This is a genomic window from Chloroflexota bacterium, assembly GCA_026708035.1.
Classification (GTDB): domain Bacteria; phylum Chloroflexota; class UBA11872; order UBA11872; family UBA11872; genus JAJECS01.
Genome location: JAPOVQ010000014.1, coordinates 194,825 through 213,097, shown reverse-complemented (window position 1 = coordinate 213,097; position 18,273 = coordinate 194,825). Strand labels below are relative to the sequence as shown.

The window sequence follows — 18,273 nt, the reverse complement described above, 5'->3', positions numbered from 1 at the left end:
GTGTCGGTCACGGCCAGCCAGCCTAAACCCGCGGTCACCCTGCAACGACCGGTCATCATCGTGCTGCTTGGCCTGCTCGTCGTCGTGGCGCTGGTGACCACGTCGCCCATCGCGTATTGGTTGATGTACGCGCTGCTCAGCATTGTGCTGCTGTCCTATTTCTGGACGCGCCTGGCATCGCGCGGGCTCACCATCCAGCGTCAGATCCGTACCCAGTGGGCGACGGTTGGCGACACCATCGAGGAAGAGTTCGAGCTGCGCAGCCGCAGCCGGCTGCCCATCCTCATGCTCGAAGTTGAAGACTACTCCGAGCTCCCCGGGTATCGGGCGTCAATCGCGATCAGCCTCGGCAGCCGCGGGAAGCGTCGCTGGCGCACGCACGGGGAAGCCGGTCGACGCGGGCTCTACAAGCTCGGTCCGGCGGACGTGACGGTCGGCGACCCGTTTGGCCTCTTCACGGCCGAACGCCGGCTCGCCCAGGAGAACACCATCGTGGTCTACCCACCGATCTCGGTGATGCACGACGTCGCCGTGCCCGCCGGAACGCTGGTGGGCGCGGCCCGCTCCTCGATGCGGACCCAGCAGGTAACGACGGACGCCGGCGGTCTGCGCGAGTTCCAGCCCGGCGACCCGCTCAAACGCATCCACTGGCCGACCTCGGTGCGCCGCGAAACGCTGCTGGTGAAGGAGTTTGACCTCGAGCCGACCGCCAGCCTATGGGTGGCGCTCGATTTGGACGCCGCGGTGCAGGCGGGTCACGGTGACGAGTCCACCGAGGAATACGGCGTCAAGATCGTCTCATCGCTCGCCTACCAGTTCGTGCGCGACGGCAAATCCGTCGGCCTGCTGGCCGAGGGGCGCGGCACCCGCTACATCATCGAGCCGCAACGGGGCTTGCGGCAGCTCTGGCGAATCCTGGAGTCGCTGGCCATCGTGCAGGCGCGCGGCACGCAACCCTTCGGCGACGTGCTCGCCAGCGCCGCGCCGATTCTCGGCCGCGGGGTCAGCCTGGTCGCCATCTCGCCTTCCGCGGACCCGACCTGGATCGCAAGCCTGACCCACCTGGCGCAGCGGGCCGTATATCCGATCGCCATCGGCGTGGATGCCGCGACCTTCGACGACGCGCCCTCCAACGCCGGGCTCAAGGAGGGGTCCGAAACCGCCGGGGTTTCCTTCACCACCGTCACCCAGGGTGCAACGTTCTCAACCGTGCAGCCCAGCCGACACGGCGGGCCCGCAGCGGAGGGGCAGCGGCGACCGACGGTGTCGCTGGCCTACCAATAGCCGCATGAGCGTGGCCGCCGCGACCGCCAGCCGCATCCGGTTCCCGACCCTGCCGGCCGGCTCACTGCTGACCTTTGGGTTGGTGCTGGCGGCCACGCTGGCGCCGCTCGCCAGCATTCACCTGGTTGGCTGGGCGCCCGGAACGGGCGTGCTGTTCGCCGTGGCCATCGTGGCCGTTCTGGCCGCGTGGTGGCTGTCCGCTCGGCGCATGTCGTCGGTCTGGATCGTGGCGATCGGCGTCGTCACCGACCTGGCCGTGGCGTATGTCGTCGCGTCGGAGGCCTTTCCCGGCCCCATCGACGGCGTGCGGAACTTCGCCGCGCTCTTTGGCGAGACGGTGGAGTGGGTGCAACTCCGCCAGTCGGGGGCCCTCGGCGGCGAGCCGCCCCTCAACGCCGCGGCCAACGAGACCTGGGAGCTGTTGCGGGACCTGTATTTCCGGCTCGAGGGCTGGTTCCAATCGGCGTTTGCGTTCCAAGTCAGCCGCGACAACGTGGTGTTCCTCTTCTGGATGACCATGGCCGCCTGGGGCATGGGGTATTTCGCGGGCTGGATGGCATTTCGACGTCGAAGCGCCCTGTGGGCATTGACCCCGGGCATGCTGGCGCTCGGAATCAACGTGACCTACATCGGTCCCGACTGGGTCCCGTTCGTCGTGTTCCTCTCGGCGGCCCTGGCGTTGATCGTGCACTTGCGCACGACGTCGTTGGAGTCGAAGTGGGCGACGACGGGCACGTCCTACACACGCGGTCTGGGCAACACGGTGTTCGCGTGGGCCTTGGTCGTGATCGCCTTGGTGGTGGTGCTGTCCGTGGCCTTGCCTCGGGCGGCCGGCAATCCCGTGGCGGAGGCGTTTTGGACCTACCTGGGCGACGGCTGGGGCAACGTGGAGACGGGCATTCAGCGCTTGTTCGGCGGGGTCTCGAACCCCGCCGGCGCGGCGCTTGCCGGACGCGAATCGATGGGGCTGAGCGGTCCACAACCGTTTCAGCCGCGCGGCAGCATGATCATCGAGTCGACATCGCCGAACTACTGGAAGGGGCAGACGTTCGACGTCTACACCGGACAGGGCTGGCGCAGCACGTATCGCGAGCTGGCCGAGCGCGAGCCGAGCGCACCGCTGGCGGAGTCGTTTGGGCTCGAGGCGCGCATTCCCGTGCGGACCAACGTGGAGATGCTCGACTTCACCACGTCAGTGCTGTATTCGCCCGGCGACGTCATTCGAGTAAATCGTCGCTACCTCGCGCAGGTGGACGACTCCGGCGCACCGATCGAGGACTACGCCTCGATCCGCGCCACGCGTCGCGTCGGGCAGCGCCTGGTCTATTCGGTGGATTCGACGTTCTCCGGGGCGACGATCGCGCAGCTCCGGGGGGCGTCAACGGAATATCCGGAGTGGATCGCGCCGTATCTGGAACTGCCCGAAATGCCGGATCGCGTGCTCGCGCTCGCCCAGCGCTTCGCGGAGGCCGGGGAAACGGCGTTCGACCGCGTGCTCGCCATTGAGTTCTTCATGCGGCGCTTCCCGTTTGCCGTCGATGCTCCTCCGCTCCCCGGCGATCGCGACGCGACCGACTTTTTCCTCACGGAATCGCGGCGCGGTTCAGCCGTGAACATCGCGTCCACCATGGCCGTCCTGGTGCGCGCCCTCGACATTCCGTCTCGTCTCGTGAATGGCTTCGTGGCCGGCGACTATGACGCGGCGACGAACCGCTTCTTCGTGAATCCCGAGCACGCCCATACCTGGGTCGAGGTCTATTTTCCAGGGTATGGCTGGGTGGCCTTTGAGCCCTCCGGGTTCCGCCTGCCGGTGGAACGCCAAACCGACGACGCCGGTGACGGCATCGCCACAAGCAACGTTATCGGAGGACTCGGACCGACCTTTGACGACTTGCTCGAAGATCTCGAGCTGATGAGTGGCTCCGCCGGTGGAGGTTTCTCGGCGGTCCAGCCCGACGAAGAGGACGCCTTCGGCGAGGTGCTCGGCAACATTGCCGGCGTCCTGGTTGGCATGGCCATCGTCCTGGGCGCGCTGCTGGCGATCGTCCTGGCCGCGGTGGGCGCCGTGTTCGCGCGCAACCGCCTGCAACAGCCAAGCACGGGCGTGCAGCGAGTCTACGCACGGATGGTGAGCTACGCGCGCCGCGCTGGCTACAATGCCGGGGCATCCGAGACGCCGCAGGAGGTGTCGCGGCGCTTGGGCGCGTGGCTGTTCCCCGACACCATGGCGGCTGGCGCTGACGGGGCAAGTCCTCCCGAGACGGTGGCCGTGGCGTACATGCGGGCCACCTATAGTCAGCACCGTGTGACGCGGGCAGAAAGGCGAGCGGTTGACGAAGCGTGGCGGGTCATCCGGCAGCGACTCATCCGGCGCATCGTGCAACCCGCGCGTTTCCTGGAGCGCTTTCAGCGCGCCTAGCCGCAGGGCAGGGTCGTGGAAGCGCTAGAAGTCGTTCGCGACATTGCGGTCATCGTGCTCGCGTCCGTGGGCCTGCTGGCGGCGCTGATGCTGGCGATCACCGGCCTGCTGCTGTGGCGCATGCTGGCGGCGATTCGCGCCGAGGTCACCCCAATCATCGATTCCGCCCGTGACACCGTCGACACCGTTCGCGCCACCGCGGAGAGCGTGCAAGAAACCGTCGCCGCCGGCTCGCGCACGACCTCGCGCGGCGTTCAAGTCGCCCGGCGCGCGCTCAACCTCTTGCGCGGGCAGTGGCGCTAGGCCGTGCCCGACATGGCCTGGATCATGCTCGGCGTGGCTCTCGGGTTCATCGTCGGCGGCGCGATTGGCACGGTGCTCGCGCCCCAGCGCGGCAGCGAGCTGATTGCGCAGGTGGGCGCCAGGTTGCGCAAGGCCCGCGAGGCCGCGCAGCGCGCCGCCGAGGCCGCCGAAGGCGCCACCAAAGAGCGACATGATCAGCCGTCGCGGCGACGCCGCGGCCGGTCCCGTCGACGACGAAGGCGTCGGCGCTGATGGACGGATGGGACGTCGCGCGCGACATTGCCATCATCATCCTGGTCATCCAGGGCTGCGTGGTGTTCCTGGCGCTGTTCGCGGGCGGCGTGGTCGGATCAATCGCCATCATCGAGACCACCGTGAAGATCAAGCAGGGATTGCGGCGCACCGCGCGCTCGACGGAGCACGTGCAAGACACCGTCGAGACCACCGCGCGCCAACGCGTGCTGCCGTCCATCGTCCGGATCGAGCGCGTGCGCGCCGCCGTCGAGAGCTACGCGGAAAGCCTGCAAGAGGAGCTGCGCCAAGCGCGGGGTGGCATCGACACGCCATCCAAGGCGTGACCCGGCATCACGGCATGTACACCGACAATCACTGGACGCACGCATTGAAATCGCATGACCAACTGCGTGGGACAGACGCCATGGGCGATTTTCGCTAATGCCAATGCTCCAACTGCGTGGACAGCGCATCAATCTGGCAACCAGGGGCGTGCGGGGTTCGGCCATCCTATTCCTGCACGGCCTGGGGCCCGGCGCGGTTGTCTGGGAGATGGTGACCCAGGGGCTACCCGAGGACCGGCGCGCGCTGATGCTCGAGTTTCCCGGCTTCGGCGAGAGTCCGCCCGAGGGCTTCGCGGGCGACATCGAGCACGCCGCGACGCTGCTGCACCACTCGCTGCACCAGGCCAATCAGCTCGATCCGATTCCGATCGTGGCCCACGACTACGGCGGACTCGTCGCCCTGTGCTTCGCGGCGCGATATCCCAGCCATGTCGCACGCCTCGTCCTGCTCGGGTCTGGGGCGTTCGTCCGTGACGTGCACAGCCTCTGGACGGTGCACGAGCGGATCAAGATGCGCGGCTGGGATGCCGATGCCGCCAAACGGTGGCTGACGCGCGGCCTTGTCGAAGACTTGGCCGACGAGCACCTGTCGTCAATGTGCGACGCGGCGGCGACCACCGATGCCGACGTGGTTGCCGGGTGCTTGCGCGCCATGATCGGCGCGGAATACCTGGAAGCGTCCCGCACGATTACCGCGCCCATTCTCGTCTTGCGCGGCGACGCCGACCCCTTCGTGACCGAGGACGACGCGGCCATCCTCACCGCCCGCGCAACCAAGGCCACCCAGGTCAACGTCGCGCACGCGGGCCACTGGCCGCACCTGGAGGCGCCGGATGAATGTCGCGCGGCGATCCTGGACTTCGTAAACGCGAAGTAGCCGGGCTTCACGCACGGGCGATGCTACGCTGCGGACCGCTGCCTGCCCCTCGCTTCTGATCGGTCAACCACCATGCGGATCGTCCGATACGCGCACCCTTCCGGCGCTCGCTACGGCTCACTCGACGACGACGGCACCGTCCACGCGATCGACGGGGACATCTTCGGGGACCACTCGGTTGGCGAATCCGTCGGTTCGGTCGACGACCTCAAGCTGCTGGCGCCCATCGTGCCGGGCAAGGCCATCGGGGTCGGCCTGAACTACATGGAACACATCATGGAGACCGTCGGTGAGAGCGGCGTGCCCAAGATGCCGATGCTCTTCATCAAGCCGAGCACAGCCATCAGCGGCCCAGGGGACGACATCGTGCTGCCCCGCGCGGACGGCTTTCGCCACGCGATCAACGATCCCGCGCTCCAGGAAGAGCCGTTCGGCGAGGTCCACTACGAGGCGGAGCTTGTGGTCGTCATGGGCAAGACCTGCCGCAACGTCGACGTCTCCGAGGCGCTCGACTACGTGCTTGGCTACACCTGCGGCAACGACGTGAGCGCCCGCAAGCTGCAATTCGCCGAAATGGCCATGGGTTGCATCCTGATGGGCAAGGGCTTGGATACCTTCGCGCCGCTGGGTCCGTGCATCGTGACCGACATCGACCCCAACAACCTGCGCATCCAGGCGCGCGTCAACGGCGAGACGAAGCAGGACAACAACACGTCCGACATGCTCTTCAACGTCGCGTCGCTCATCACCTACCTGGCGCAGGGGCTCACGCTGGAACCCGGCGACTGCATCTTCACGGGCACGCCCGAGGGCGTCGGCCCGCTCGCCGTCGGCGACACGGTCGAGATCGAGCTGGAGCACATCGGCGTGCTGCGCAATCCAGTGGTGGCCGCGTAGGAGACCCTTGCGGAATCCCTCCAGTGGAGCTTGGAGTGCAGGTCCGGTCCTATCTCCCTTGATGGGAGAGGGTTAGGGTGAGGGTGATCCGAGGCTTGGGCATGGGATGTCGACCATTCGTGCAAGGGTCTCCATAGCGGAGACAGGATCGGGGCGCACCGTGCCAGGCGATTTCGTCACCATTCCCTACGGCGCGGATGAGCTGCGCTTTCAGGTCAACCACGACGCGGTGCTGGCCGGTGTCTTCACGCCGCACCCGGCCCCGCCGGCGACCGATCCGGAGCGCGTGATTCGGGAAGCGTTGGCAAACCCTATAGATAGCCCGCGACTGCGCGCGGAGGCCGGCGACGCTCGCTCGGCGCTCATCCTGGTCGACGACATCACCCGCGAAACTCCCACGCACCTCCTGGTACCGGCGATCCTCGAGGAACTGCGCGCCGGCGGCCTGCCGGACGATGCCGTGCAGGTAATGATCGCCCTGGGGACGCACCGTCCGATGACGCCGGACGAGGTTTGCGCCAAGCTCGGCGACGAGGTGCTCAGCCGGGTCGAGGTCACCCAGCACGACCACACGGTTGCCCCACTGCGCGACCTGGGCACCACGCCCGACGGCACGCCGGTGCACGTGAACGCCGGGCTGTTCGAACGCGACCTGGTCATCGGCACCGGCGCGGTTGTGCCCCACCACATCGCCGGGTTCTCGGCCGGAGCCAAGATCGTGCAGCCGGGCGTGTCCGGCGCGGCCACCACCGCCGCGACCCACATGTTCAGCGCGCGCGCCGTCGAGCCGCTGCTCGGCCAGGTGGTGACGCCGGTGCGCCGCGAAATGGAGCGCATCGCCGAACGGTCCGGCATGCGCCATGTCCTAAACGTCACGCTCAACAGCGACGGCCAGCTCGTCACGGCGCGCTTCGGAACCACGCGCGGGGCCTATCGGCGCGCCGTGGCGGACGCCCAGGGCATCTACGGCGTGCCCGCGCCGACAGGGCTCGACATCGTCATTGCCGGCTCGCACCCGTGCGATATCGAGTTTTGGCAGGCGCACAAGAGCCTCTATCCCGCGGCGATGCTGGTGCGTCCGGGAGGCACGATCATCGTGGTGACGCCGTGCCCCGAGGGCGTGGCCGTGATGCATCCGGAGATGCTGGACTACGCGGCGTCCCCGGCCGACGCGCTCATCACCCGTTACGAAAAGGGCGAGTTCGACGACCCGGTCGCCGCATCGCTGGCCACCGCGTGGGCGCGCGTTCGCGAGCATGCGCGGGTGATCCTGGTCTCGGACGGCGTGGCGCGCGAGGACGCCCGCGCCCTGGCGTTCGACCGGGCGGATACGGTCGAGGCGGCGCTCGAAATCGCAGCCGCCGATGCTCGCGCCAACCCATCCGTGGGCGTGCTCACCCACGCGCCCGACACGCTTCCGCTGACGAACTAGCCAATGCCTCGGTGGGCGATCATCGCCGACGACTTGACCGGCGCCCTGGACACGGCGCTGCAGTTCCGCAATGCCGGTCGCCGGACCCTGGTCTCCACCCGCGACGGCTCGTGGCCGCCGCACGCCGAGGCGGCGGCCATGAGCACGGCGTCGCGACACTTGGACGCTGCCGCGGCCTACGACGCCGTGCGCAGAGCGGTCGGCGCGGCCGACCCCTCCGCCCTGATCTACAAGAAAACCGATTCGCTGCTCCGCGGGAATATCGCGACGGAACTCCAGGCGGCGCTCGACGGCACGGGCGCTTCGACGCTGGTCTACACGCCGGCGTTTCCGTCGGGCGGCCGGACCACGGAATCCGGCACGCTGGCGCTCTGGGGCACTCCGGTCTCCGAGGCGGAGCCCGGACGAGACCCCGTGACGCCGGCCCTGGAGTCGCATATCCCGACTTTGATCGAATCCACTTCTGCGTTGACGTGCCGTGTGATCCCCACGCACGTCGTGCGGTCTGATGTGACCGAACTTGCCGACGCGTTGCGCAGCGCCCGCGACGCGGGCGTGAACGTGATCCTGCCCGACATCGCCGAGGACGCCGATCTCGAGTGCGTGGCGGTCGCCATGGACGCCGCCGATCTCATGCGCGTCAGCGCCGGATCGGCGGGCCTGGCCGCGTCCCTGGCGCGATGCACCGCGACTCTTCCCCAGCCAGTCCCCGAGATGTCGCGCACGACGCGCACGCTTGCCATCATCGGATCGCCGATGGCGCACACGCAGCAGCAGTTTGCCGAGGCCGCGGCCACGCTCGCGGTCAAACCCATTCCGCTTCTCCAGCAACCCGGCATCTCAATCATGGTGGCCGCGACGGTGCGGGCGGGTTGGTCCCTCGATCGCCCCGCCCTGGTGGACGCCGTAATCCCGGTCAAGGCGCCATCCCCGGAAGCCCAGGCCGCCCAGCACGCCCTGGTGAGCCAGTTCACGGCCACCGTGTGGCGCGGCACGCACCCGATCGGCCTGGTGCTCTCGGGCGGCGACACGGCGCGCGCCGCGTTTGCCGCGATCCCGGCGGAAGCCATCGAGCTTGCCGGTGAGATTGGCTGGGGCGTGCCCTACGGCGTGTTCACGTCCGGTCCCGGCGCGGGATGGCCGGTAGTGACCAAGGCCGGCGTGATGGGCGGACCGACGGCGCTGGTGGACGCGCTGCGCATGATCGGTTGCCCCTGACCCGCCAGTCGTACCTACCTCGCGCACGAGCCAGAACGCCTGACTACACTTGCCGCCGAGTGAATTCGAGGGCACACGTCAAAGGAGCCCCGCATCCCAAACGCAACCGCCGACGCCGACCGACCGATCCTCGCCATCACCATGGGCGACCCGACCGGAGTCGGACCGGAGATCCTGATCAAGTCCCTGGCCAAGTCGGAAACCTATGCCATGTGCCGACCGCTTGCCGTGGGCAGCGTCTCGGCGATCGAGCGCATGGCCGGCATTCTCGGTTCCGAACTGAAGGTCGTTGCCGCGGATCCGGAATCGGCCGCCTACGTGCACGGCACGATCGAGGTCTACGACCCATGGGGCGAGGACCTGAGCGACTTGCCCTTCAAGCAGGTGACGGTCGAAGGCGGGCGATCCTCCGCCGAGGCCGTGATCGAAGCCGCCAAGCTGGTCATGGACGGTCGCGCGGCGGCCATCGTCACCGGACCTATCCACAAGGAAGCCATCAACCGCGCCGGCTATCACTACGCCGGCCACACCGAGCTGCTGGCGGACCTGACCGAGACGCCCGGCACGCGCATGCTGCTGGTGGCGCCGTCGCTGCGGGTGATTCACAACAGCACGCACGTCTCACTGCGCGAGGCCATCGACCGCGTGACGCGCGACAACGTGCTGCACTGCATCCGGCTGCTGCACGAGTCGCTGCAACTGCTCGGCTTCGAGCATCCGCGCATCGCCGTCAACGGGCTCAACCCCCACGCCGGCGAGGACCGGCTGTTCGGCGACGAGGATGCGGACGAGATCCTGCCCGCCATCGAGGCGGCGCGGGCGGAAGGCATGGACGTGACCGGCCCCGAGCCGGGCGACACGGTCTACAACAAGGCCATCGACGGGCGCTTCGACGGCATCGTGGCCATGTACCACGACCAGGGCCACGTGGCAGTCAAGACCGCGGGGTTCTTCGACGGCATCAACGTGTCGGTGGGCATGCCGATCATCCGCACCAGCGTGGACCACGGCACCGCCTATGGCCGCGCGGGCGAAGGACGGGCGCGCGAAGACAGCCTGGACCACGCCATCAAGGTCGCGGCACAGATGTCGCGCGCGAAGCTGACGGCGGCCGGCGCCTGACGCGCACTAGCCGTTTGCCGTAGGGGCGGGTCTCAGACCCGCCCGACGTCAAGCATCCGGTGGGCACCTAGATCCGACCGGACTGGATTCCGGCCTCCGCCGGAATGACGGCGATGGCGCGGAAGTGACCGCAAGCGTGCGGAAATGACGCACCCACATTTCCCCTCCTCCGCAGCCGCTCCGGTATGCTGAGCGCGTGCACCGGCACATGGCCTCTCGGGGCAACTCGCGCCGGGCATTATGTAAATCCAGGGCAAGTCCCCTTGCAGGAGTAAGTCCGTGGGTTCCGGTTTTCAGGCGGCGCAGGTGGTTTTGGCGGTCATTCTGATCGGCGTCGTGCTGCTGCAGGTGCGCAACGCCGGCGTGGGCTCGGCCCTCGGCGGCAGCGACAGCTCGTTCTTCGCCTCGCGCCGCGGGATCGACCGCGTGCTCTTCAACTTCACGATCGGGATCTCGGCCTTATTCTTCCTGGTCTCCGTCCTCGCCGTCCGCTTCCAGTAGCTCGTCGGGCGACACCAGCGCGTCCGGGCACCGGTCCACGTAGGAGCACCGCCGGCAGACGCTCGCGTTCTCCGCGGCGTCGGGGGCCCGCCAAAATGCCTCGAAGCGCTCGTCCTGGATGCCCGCCGCAATGCTCGCGGCACGCTCCCCGAACTCGCGCAGGTCCTCCCGGTCGTAGCGCGCCTCCAAGCGCTGCACCGACGGCGGATCGGCGACGACCAGCACGTCCACGCGGACGTCAGGAATGAAATACGGCGACGGCAGCTCACCGGGCCGAACGCGCGACCCGGCGCGAAACGCGGCGTATCCGATCGCGTAACACATGAGCTGGAGATCGCCATCGAGATAGGCGGCGTCGTAGGGCCGGCGGGAGGTCTTGAAGTCGATGACCGTGCCGTTTTGATCCACCAGATCGACCGTGCCGACGACCGGCCATGGCACGCTGGGGACCGTGAACCGGAATCGATGCTCGACAAGATGCGGCGCCAAGGCCGCGGCGGCTTCGGTCAGATAGTGCTCCAGTGCGCACCGACCGGACTCGTAGGCCGCCTCCCACGGATCGTCCGGGTCGGCGGCGTCCGCCGGACCCGGCGCAAATCGCTCCCAGACGCGGTCGTAGATTTCCTGGGCCTCGGCCAACGACAAATCGCGACGCGTGTGCTTCTTCGCCCGGAAATTCGCCTCCAGCGTCTCGTGAATGGCCTGGCCAACCAGTGAGGCCGGGGTGTATGGAGCCTCGAGGCGATCCACGTAGCGATGCCTGTACTGCAGCGGACAGGTCGCATAGGTTCGCAACTTGGTAGGCGAGAGAAATCGGAGCGGGGGAGCCACGCGCAACCCAACCAGCGGCGCCGGATGCATCTGCCGCCTGAAGTCTAGCGGTCGCGACAAATCATGACGCCCATGCACGACATTGAAGCCTCGGTCGTCGTCGTGACCTGGAACGGACGCGATCGGCTGAGCGAATCGCTGCCGGCCATCGTCGGACAGCGGAACGTCCGGCACGAGGTGGTTCTGGTCGACAACGGCTCGACCGACGGCACGACGGCCTGGGTCCGAGACGCGTTCCCATCGGTGCGCCTTGTGGAGCTTTCAGAAAACACCGGATTCGCGGCCGGCAACAACCGCGGCTTCGAGGCCGCCCGCGCGCCGCTCGTCGCCACCATCAACAACGACGCGATCCCCGACCCGGATTGGCTTGCGAGCCTGGTGCGCAACGCGACGGCGCACCCGGACATCGGCATGTTCGCCAGCCGCATGGTTTATCTGCACGATCCCGAGGTCATCGATTCCGCCGGCATCAGCCTGGACCCGCTGGGCATCGCGTGGGATCGAAGCGCCGGGACGCCCGTGAAGGATGACGCCGACGGTGAAGTCTTCGGGGCCAGCGCCGGGGCGGCGCTGTATCGGCGCGAGCTGCTCAAGGCGACGGGCGGTTTCGACGAGCGCTTCTTCGCCTATTTGGAAGACGTCGACCTTGCCTGGCGCGCGCGCTGGCTGGGGTGGAGAGCTCGATACGTGACCGCCGCGCGGGTTCGCCACATGCACTCCGCCACGTGGGCCGAAGACTCGCCGCTCAAGACCTATCACCTGGGCCGGAACAAGGTCTGGCTGATCGCCAAGAACTATCCGCTTGGAGCGCTGATCCGGTGGCTGCCGCTAATCCTGGCCTACGACGCCGCGTCGCTGCCCATCACCATCTGGCGGCAGCGCAGCCTGGCCACCGTGCGCGGGCGGCTGGCGGGACTCATGCGCCTGTCCGACATTTGGCGCAGCCGCGCGCACCTCACACCATCACCGAATGCGCCGCGCCGACACGCCACCTGGTCGGAGCTGCGCGAGGTGATGGAACTCCTGCGGTCGCCGCTCTCGATCTGGCGACGTCACCGTCAACTCCGCCGCGCCCTGGGCTCAGTGTCCGACGCTTCTGGCACGCATTCATAGTCTGGGCGCCACTGCTAGACTCCTGCCACCGGGGTGTGGCGCAGCCTGGTAGCGCACCTGAATGGGGTTCAGGAGGTCGCGAGTTCGAATCTCGCCGCCCCGACCACCGACCGCCTGACGCCGCGTCGGCTATGTCCAACTCGAGACCGACGCTCCCACCACGGAGGCGCCCGAACATGAGCGAACCCCTACGCGTCGCGCTGATCACCGAGCCCACGTCCTGGCATCGGCAGAAGCTAGTCGACGCGCTCTCCGCCGACGAGGTCGGCGAGGTCGCCGTCGCCGACGCCACGGGCGAGACGTTCGACGAGGTGCGCGACGGCGCAGGAACCAAGCTGCAAGCGACCTACACCGACCTGGACCGGATGTTGCGCCAGTTCAAGCCCGACGCGGCGCTCGTCACGATGGAGCCATGGCGCATGCCAGCCGCCATCAAGCAGGCGCTCGAGGCCGGCGTGCACGTCTATCACGAGAAGCCGGGCTACGTGGACATTGAGGACTACCGCGAGATCTACCGGCTCGCGCGCAGCCGCAACCTCCATCTCTGCATCGCCTATTTGTCGCGGATGATCCCGGTGGTCCAGGAAGCCCGTCGCATCGTGTCCGAGGGGTTGCTCGGCGACCTCTTCTCGTTCCAAGCCCACTTCATCGCCGACCAGGAGCGAATCAAGCAGGACCCGGCGGATCGCTTTGAGTACGACCACGCCGCCGGCGGCTGGTTCTTCTCCAAGGAAAAGGGCGGCGGCGGGCATCTGACCATTCTTGGCTGTCACTACCTCGACATGCTGCGATACGTCAGCGGCTCGGACTTCACCTCGGTCGTCGCCATGTGCAAGAACGTCGGCGGCGAGCCCATCACAGTCGAGGACGCGGCGGCCCTGACTATCGAGTTCGACAACGGCATGGTCGGCAACCTCAACGCGGGCTTCTACACCAGCAAGGCCGAATATGCGTCGCAGCGTCACAGCGACATCACGATCTGGGGTCGCGAGGGCTGGCTGAGCTTCAATCCGAGCGCAGAGGTGGCCGGGGTGCCGCTGCAATGGGCGTCGCACCGGGGCGTCCACGCCAGCGCACCGCTCAAGACCGTGACCTACGACGCCACCGATGCCACCACCGAGGTCTATCCGATGCTCGTCCAGGCCTTCCTCCGCGCGTGCCAGGGCGAAGGGCCGTCACCCCTCGCGCCGGAAGACGGCCTGTGGGTCGCCGAATGCACCCAGGCCGCCTACCGGGCCGCCGAAACCGGCCGCATCCAGCAGGTGGCGATTCCGACGGGTTAGCTGCTGGGCAGTTGAGTCGCGTCGCCTACGCGCCCGGGTGTGAGACCCCGATCCGCTCGTGGTGAGCTGGTCGAACCATGAACGACGCCCTTCGACAAGCTCAGCGCCTGCCCCGAACTCGATGCAAGGGCGAATGGCCTGGTCTACCCGAGCGTGAGCACCACGTTGCCGTCCTCCACGGCGACCGGATAGGTCTTGGCGCGCATTGATGGGTCGTAGAGCGCGCAGCCGGTAGCGATGTCGAACTCCCAGTTGTGAAACGGGCACTTCAGGATCTCGGCCTCGCGCTCGAAGTCGAAGTGCCCCACGCCGTTCGAGATCACGTGGGGTCGAATCACCCCGCGGCCCAGCGGTCCGCCGGAGTGGGGGCAGCGATTGCGCAGCGCGTAGAACTGCCCGCCGACGTTGAAGACCATGACGCCGTTTTCCCCGCCCACGGGGACCTCGCGGCGGCTTCCGGGCGGCAAGTCGTCGACGCGGCACACCACGTGCCGTCGCGCGCTAGATGCGACGCTCACTGGCCTTGGCTCCAATCACGCACCGGGGGAACACCGGCCCCGTTCACAGTGAGCTTGTCCGCCGTTCGTGGTGAGCTTGTCGAACCATGAACGGTGCCCTTGGACTCCGCTCAGGGCGAACGGGACTGGAGCGGCCCCGGCGTGTACGGAGGCGGCTCTGACATGGGAACAAGGCTCACGGGAAGCACAACTAAAGACCGAAGAGCTCACGCGCGGTCTCGCCGAAGATGCGCGGGCGCAAATCGCGCGGAATCAGGGCCGCCGCCGCGCGGGGCTCGTCCCAATCCCAGTGGGGGAAGTCGCTGGCGTAGACCAGCATTTCGTCGGCGTGCGCCCAGTCCAGGAACTTCGCCATATCCTGGCGCCGGGGCGGCTGCTCGAGCGGCTGAGTCCCCACTCGAACGTGCTCGCGGATGTAGTCGCTGGGCAGGCGCTTGACCCACGGCGTGGTGTCGCGCAGGGCCTTCCAATCCGCGTCGAAGTGCCATAGCAGACCCGGAATCCACCAGGTGTCGACCTCGATGAATAGCCAGCGGAGGGTGGGGAACTTCTCGAATACGCCCTCGCAGACCAGGCTCACCACGTGCGCCTGGGCGATCTGCGGGCGGGCCATGCGCATCTCGAGGTAGTAGGACGGATACCCCGCGGCGGTCGGCGGGTTGGTGACGCCGGCGCCCTCACCGCCGAAGTGGGTCATCATCGCCAGGCCGTGCTCGGCGGCCGCTTCGTAGATCGGGTGATAGAAGCGGTTGCCGTATGGATGCCGAGCGCCGGCGGGCAGCATCACGGCGACCACGGCCGGGTGGTCGCCGAGGCGCCGGATCTCCTCCGCCGCCTGCACGGGATCGTTGGGACAGACCGCCAGGGTCATGCGATAGCGCGGGTCCACCGACACCCAGGTGTCGAGCGTCCAATCGTTGAAGGCACGGGCCAGCGCCGAGGCGTAATCCACGTCCGAGATCCCGACCACTCCGTAGACGCTGCCGCCCGTGAGGACCGCCACGTCGATCTGGTAGGGGTCCAGGTGCTCCTGCACCGTGAACTCGGCGAGGTTTGTGTCGCGCCTCACTTCCAGGTCGGAGCGGTAGCCCAGGATGTTCGGCACGTTGGTGTAGCTGAGCTTCGGCAGCATCGGACCAAAGTCCCGAATCTGCTCCACGTACTGCCGCGGGAGATAGGGAAAGATGTCGTCGATCTCATGCCAGATGTGGTGCAAGTCGCAATCGACGATGAACGGCGCCAGCTTCGGACCACGAGTCGGGCTCGGCGGCGCTTCCGGCTTGACGTCAACGGCGCCCATGGCGCCCTCCGGCGAACATGTGCGGTTAGCCGATGGTAGCCGATGCGCCAAGCCCGCATGCCAGCGTGGTAGCGGGTGACATCGGTCAGGAAGGTTCTCTTGCCGCTTCGCGGCTCGAGTCCGGTTCCCTCTCCCTCGGGGAGAGGGCCAGGGTGAGGGCTCCGGTGGACAAGGCCTACAGCGGAGGAATGCCGAAAGAATCTGACCGACCCGCCACCGTCGGCGTCAGTTCCCCAGCGCCTCCTCCAGGTGGCCGAATGTGTCGCGCAGGCGCTGCTGATCGGCCCCCGGCAGCGTGCCCCGCAAGAGCGCCGCCACGTTGGCGTCGAGGTGCTCGGGGCGCGACGTGCCCGTGAGCACCGTGTCGACCGCATTGTGTTCGCGGACGAAGCGATAGGCGGCCTCCACCACCGACGTCACGTCACCCCGCACCAGCCAGCCCAGCGGCGCATCGGCCGGCACCGCGTCGGCGGGCAACTGCCCGCGCTCGACCAGGTCGGCGATTACCTCGCGCAGGCGCTCGGGGATCGACAGCGCGCGACGCACCGCGATCATGATGATGACCCCGATGTCGGCCGCTTGCGCCGCGGGAAGCACATGCCGCTCCGCGCCCTGGTGCAGCAGGCTGTAGCCGACCATCAGGGTGTCGAAGTGGTCGTCGGCGATGGCGCGGCGCAGCATGACGTGCGCGGGGTCGTGGGTGAAGCGCTCGGTGACGCCGATGAATCGGATCTTCCCCGCGGCCTGCGCGTCCTTGAGCACCGGGAGGTGACGCTCGATCACCTCGTCGTAGTGCTCGCCCATCAGGCCGTGAATTTGCATGACGTCGATCACGTCCACCTTGAGGCGGGCTAGGGCCCGATCGATTGCGAGAGAAACATCCGCCGCTGCAATGACGCGCTCGTCTCCGTCGCGGTAGGTGCACTTGGTGGCGATCAGGTAGTCATCCCGCGGCACGCCGTCGAGCGCCTGTCCCAGCAACGATTCGCTGTCGCCGTAATCCTGGGCGGTGTCGAAAAAGTTGACGCCGTGATCGAGCGCGCGCCGCACCAGCCGCCGCGCCGCCGCGGGGGTGGTCCCGCGTTCTTGCCCAAATCGGCTCGGCCCCCCGGTGCCCAGCGACACCAGCGACACCTCGAGCCCCGTGCGACCGAGACGTCGATATTCCATCGGCAGGCTTTCGGCTAGCTGGACTACTTCAGCCTACGCGCGACTTGCCAAACCTGAAAACCGGGGACGCCTCGCCGCGAATGCTAGCGATGCTCCAGTCGCCGCCGCGTGCGTTCGGCCGCTTCGCCAAGGGCAGGACTGATCTCGACCTGATAGTCAGGCGCGGCCGGAGCAAGCGAGCGGATGCGCGGAGGCAGCATTGCGAGCGAGCGTTCGGTGTAGGCGCGAATCTCCTCCAGCGAGCGGCAGCCTGCCGCCAGCCGGTTGCCGTCGCGCATCACCGGCTCGAGCAACGGCTGGCCATCAGCCTGCTCAGTGGCGAGCCCGAGGACATCGTGCGTCGCGGTGCCGCCCTGCAACTGCCGGAAGACCTGCTTGGGATCCGGCAGCGTAGTCTTTTGCGCGGCCAGCTTCATGCGGCCGCGTCCGTCGTAGGCCACCAGCTTGTAGACCACGTCCAGGCACGGTGCGTCCTCGGAGACGGCCAGCGCCGCGCCGACGCCAAAGCTGTCGATGGGCGCGCCGTCCGCGACGAGGCGCGCGATCTCGCCCTCATCGAGGTTGCCGCTGGCGATGATTTGGATTGGGGTCAGTTCGGCTGCATCGAGTTGCCGCCGTGTCCGACGGGCGTGCGCGGCCAGATCGCCCGAGTCCAACCGGACAGCCGCCGGCGCTGCGCCGCCAGCCTCACGCACAAGCTCGATAACCGTGGCGACGGCCGCCTGGACGTCGTAGGTGTCGACCAGCAGAGCCGCGGTGGGAAACGTCGCCATAAAGCGCCGAAACGCCTCGCGCTCGCGGTCGTGGGCCTGGACGAAGCTGTGCGCCATGGTGCCGGCCACCGGGATGCCAAAGGCCTGCCCCGCCGCCACGTTTGACGTCGTCTGCACGCCGGCGATGTACGCCGCCCGGGACGCCGCGAGCGAGGCGTCGGCGCCGTGCGCGTGCCGCAAGCCAAAGTCGACGATGGACCGTCCGTCCGCCGCCGCCACCACGCGCGCCGCCTTGGAAGCCACCGCGCTGGGCAGTTGCACCAAATTGAGCAGCCGCGTCTCGACGAGCTGAGCCTCGGGCAACGGCGCGTGCACTCGCAGCAGCGGCTCGTTGCCAAAGAACGGCGTGCCCTCGGGCAGGGCGTCCACGCTCCCCGAAAATCGAAATCCCCGCAGATAGTTGAGAAACTCGGCCGAGAAGCGCCCCAGAGACTCCAGGTATTCGATGTCCGCGGCATCGAAGCGCAGGTGTTCGAGATTATCGAGCGCGGCGTCCAGGCCGTCGGCGATCAGAAAGTTCCTATTTGGCGGCAGGCGCCGCGTGAATAGCTCGAACGTCGCGGGCGCGTGCATGCCGTGCTCCAGGTACGCCTGGAGCATGGTCAGTTGATAGAGATCAGTGGTGAGCGCGGGGGCGGCAGGCGCGGCCATCGA

18 protein-coding genes and 1 tRNA gene are annotated in these 18,273 nt (G+C 67.9%); 14 read left to right on the top strand and 5 right to left on the bottom strand.

All coding sequences use genetic code 11. From position 1 onward, the window contains the following. The 11 genes from OXG33_06840 (at position 1) to secG (ending at position 10,631) form a co-directional block, all read left to right on the top strand. Positions 1-1,284, top strand: coding sequence for a DUF58 domain-containing protein (locus OXG33_06840; GenBank protein ID MCY4113638.1), 1,284 nt, complete (start codon positions 1-3; stop codon positions 1,282-1,284). Between the two features lie 4 nt (positions 1,285-1,288). Next, positions 1,289-3,703: a transglutaminaseTgpA domain-containing protein gene (locus OXG33_06835; GenBank protein MCY4113637.1), complete on the top strand. Its 2,415-nt coding sequence runs from the start codon at positions 1,289-1,291 to the stop codon at positions 3,701-3,703. Between the two features lie 15 nt (positions 3,704-3,718). Continuing rightward, positions 3,719-4,006: a hypothetical protein gene (locus OXG33_06830; GenBank protein ID MCY4113636.1), complete on the top strand. Its 288-nt coding sequence runs from the start codon at positions 3,719-3,721 to the stop codon at positions 4,004-4,006. 3 nt (positions 4,007-4,009) lie between these two features. Then, positions 4,010-4,258 (top strand): YtxH domain-containing protein, encoded by a 249-nt coding sequence (locus tag OXG33_06825; protein MCY4113635.1) that lies wholly within the window; start codon positions 4,010-4,012, stop codon positions 4,256-4,258. Next, entirely contained in the window at positions 4,258-4,584 is a 327-nt protein-coding gene (locus OXG33_06820; protein ID MCY4113634.1) for a hypothetical protein, read from the top strand. The genes OXG33_06825 and OXG33_06820 overlap by 1 nt, the downstream gene beginning before the upstream one ends. A gap of 97 nt (positions 4,585-4,681) precedes the next feature. After that, positions 4,682-5,461, top strand: a complete 780-nt coding sequence (locus tag OXG33_06815) for an alpha/beta hydrolase (GenBank protein MCY4113633.1) — start codon at positions 4,682-4,684, stop codon at positions 5,459-5,461. A gap of 72 nt (positions 5,462-5,533) precedes the next feature. Beyond that, positions 5,534-6,358, top strand: a complete 825-nt coding sequence (locus OXG33_06810) for a fumarylacetoacetate hydrolase family protein (protein ID MCY4113632.1) — start codon at positions 5,534-5,536, stop codon at positions 6,356-6,358. A gap of 160 nt (positions 6,359-6,518) precedes the next feature. Then, the gene (gene larA / locus OXG33_06805; protein ID MCY4113631.1) at positions 6,519-7,790 is read left to right on the top strand and encodes a nickel-dependent lactate racemase; all 1,272 of its coding nucleotides are present in this window, start codon (positions 6,519-6,521) and stop codon (positions 7,788-7,790) included. 3 nt (positions 7,791-7,793) lie between these two features. Beyond that, complete coding sequence (locus OXG33_06800) at positions 7,794-9,008, top strand: hypothetical protein (GenBank protein ID MCY4113630.1); 1,215 nt, start codon at positions 7,794-7,796, stop codon at positions 9,006-9,008. A 141-nt stretch (positions 9,009-9,149) separates the two neighbouring features. Beyond that, positions 9,150-10,130: a 4-hydroxythreonine-4-phosphate dehydrogenase PdxA gene (gene pdxA, locus OXG33_06795; protein MCY4113629.1), complete on the top strand. Its 981-nt coding sequence runs from the start codon at positions 9,150-9,152 to the stop codon at positions 10,128-10,130. 279 nt (positions 10,131-10,409) lie between these two features. Next, entirely contained in the window at positions 10,410-10,631 is a 222-nt protein-coding gene (secG, locus tag OXG33_06790) for a preprotein translocase subunit SecG (GenBank protein MCY4113628.1), read from the top strand. Here the strand turns inward: secG and OXG33_06785 are convergent. Continuing rightward, positions 10,590-11,492: a PD-(D/E)XK nuclease family protein gene (locus OXG33_06785; protein MCY4113627.1), complete on the bottom strand. Its 903-nt coding sequence runs from the start codon at positions 11,490-11,492 to the stop codon at positions 10,590-10,592. The genes secG and OXG33_06785 overlap by 42 nt on opposite strands. Before the next feature lie 33 nt (positions 11,493-11,525). Between OXG33_06785 and OXG33_06780 the strand changes: the two genes are divergently transcribed. The 3 genes from OXG33_06780 to OXG33_06770 all read left to right on the top strand — a co-directional run bounded on the left by OXG33_06780 (position 11,526) and on the right by OXG33_06770 (position 13,858). Beyond that, positions 11,526-12,575: a glycosyltransferase family 2 protein gene (locus tag OXG33_06780; GenBank protein ID MCY4113626.1), complete on the top strand. Its 1,050-nt coding sequence runs from the start codon at positions 11,526-11,528 to the stop codon at positions 12,573-12,575. Between the two features lie 29 nt (positions 12,576-12,604). Continuing rightward, positions 12,605-12,681, top strand: a tRNA-Pro gene (locus OXG33_06775). 70 nt (positions 12,682-12,751) lie between these two features. Further along, positions 12,752-13,858 (top strand): Gfo/Idh/MocA family oxidoreductase, encoded by a 1,107-nt coding sequence (locus OXG33_06770; GenBank protein ID MCY4113625.1) that lies wholly within the window; start codon positions 12,752-12,754, stop codon positions 13,856-13,858. A gap of 143 nt (positions 13,859-14,001) precedes the next feature. Here OXG33_06770 and OXG33_06765 read toward each other — a convergent pair whose 3' ends face one another. The 4 genes from OXG33_06765 to OXG33_06750 form a co-directional block, all read right to left on the bottom strand. Further along, positions 14,002-14,376: a Rieske (2Fe-2S) protein gene (locus tag OXG33_06765; protein MCY4113624.1), complete on the bottom strand. Its 375-nt coding sequence runs from the start codon at positions 14,374-14,376 to the stop codon at positions 14,002-14,004. Between the two features lie 190 nt (positions 14,377-14,566). Next, positions 14,567-15,676: an amidohydrolase family protein gene (locus tag OXG33_06760; GenBank protein MCY4113623.1), complete on the bottom strand. Its 1,110-nt coding sequence runs from the start codon at positions 15,674-15,676 to the stop codon at positions 14,567-14,569. A 225-nt stretch (positions 15,677-15,901) separates the two neighbouring features. Further along, positions 15,902-16,846, bottom strand: coding sequence for an aldo/keto reductase (locus OXG33_06755; GenBank protein ID MCY4113622.1), 945 nt, complete (start codon positions 16,844-16,846; stop codon positions 15,902-15,904). An 83-nt stretch (positions 16,847-16,929) separates the two neighbouring features. Next, positions 16,930-18,270 (bottom strand): nicotinate phosphoribosyltransferase, encoded by a 1,341-nt coding sequence (locus OXG33_06750; GenBank protein MCY4113621.1) that lies wholly within the window; start codon positions 18,268-18,270, stop codon positions 16,930-16,932. Positions 18,271-18,273: the final 3 nt, after the last annotated feature.

Excerpts from the sequence above, each read along its gene's own strand:
- OXG33_06835 (MCY4113637.1), top strand. The coding sequence starts at position 1,289 with ATGAGCGTGGCCGCCGCGACCGCCAGCCGCATCCGGTTCCCGACCCTG.
- OXG33_06820 (MCY4113634.1), top strand. The coding sequence starts at position 4,258 with ATGGACGGATGGGACGTCGCGCGCGACATTGCCATCATCATCCTGGTC.
- OXG33_06815 (MCY4113633.1), top strand. The coding sequence starts at position 4,682 with ATGCCAATGCTCCAACTGCGTGGACAGCGCATCAATCTGGCAACCAGG.
- OXG33_06810 (MCY4113632.1), top strand. The coding sequence starts at position 5,534 with ATGCGGATCGTCCGATACGCGCACCCTTCCGGCGCTCGCTACGGCTCA.
- OXG33_06800 (MCY4113630.1), top strand. The coding sequence starts at position 7,794 with ATGCCTCGGTGGGCGATCATCGCCGACGACTTGACCGGCGCCCTGGAC.
- pdxA (MCY4113629.1), top strand. The coding sequence starts at position 9,150 with ATGGGCGACCCGACCGGAGTCGGACCGGAGATCCTGATCAAGTCCCTG.
- OXG33_06785 (MCY4113627.1), bottom strand. The coding sequence starts at position 11,492 with ATGCATCCGGCGCCGCTGGTTGGGTTGCGCGTGGCTCCCCCGCTCCGA.
- OXG33_06780 (MCY4113626.1), top strand. The coding sequence starts at position 11,526 with ATGACGCCCATGCACGACATTGAAGCCTCGGTCGTCGTCGTGACCTGG.
- OXG33_06770 (MCY4113625.1), top strand. The coding sequence starts at position 12,752 with ATGAGCGAACCCCTACGCGTCGCGCTGATCACCGAGCCCACGTCCTGG.
- OXG33_06760 (MCY4113623.1), bottom strand. The coding sequence starts at position 15,676 with ATGGGCGCCGTTGACGTCAAGCCGGAAGCGCCGCCGAGCCCGACTCGT.
- OXG33_06755 (MCY4113622.1), bottom strand. The coding sequence starts at position 16,846 with ATGGAATATCGACGTCTCGGTCGCACGGGGCTCGAGGTGTCGCTGGTG.
- OXG33_06750 (MCY4113621.1), bottom strand. The coding sequence starts at position 18,270 with ATGGCCGCGCCTGCCGCCCCCGCGCTCACCACTGATCTCTATCAACTG.